We start from the raw sequence: 260 nt of genomic DNA on the forward strand, positions 1-260 counted from the left end.
GGCACAAAATTTTTCCGGTCGTCAATTTTGCCTCCGGGGTCGCCCCTCTGCTTTTCTTGGGCGGGATGCTCCTGGGCAGCTTGAACTTAATCGGACTCGGCATTATTTTGTTTTCGGCCGCTGTTTTTTTCCAGCTTGTCACACTGCCTGTCGAGTTTAATGCCAGCGCGAGGGCGAAGCGGATTATCGTGTCGGAAGGATTCATTCGCAACAGTGAAGAACACGGCGTGAATAAAGTGCTGAACGCCGCCGCGCTGACG

General features: G+C 53.5%; 1 protein-coding gene. It reads left to right on the plus strand.

Translation table 11 applies throughout. The features are described 5' to 3' along the window. A partial coding sequence (locus SB660_RS21715) for a zinc metallopeptidase (RefSeq protein WP_410584493.1) occupies positions 1 to 260 on the plus strand: 260 nt, incomplete at both ends.

Origin of the sequence: Bacillus sp. SIMBA_005, from assembly GCF_046535585.1 — a bacterium.
GTDB classification, from domain to species: domain Bacteria; phylum Bacillota; class Bacilli; order Bacillales; family Bacillaceae; genus Bacillus; species Bacillus pumilus.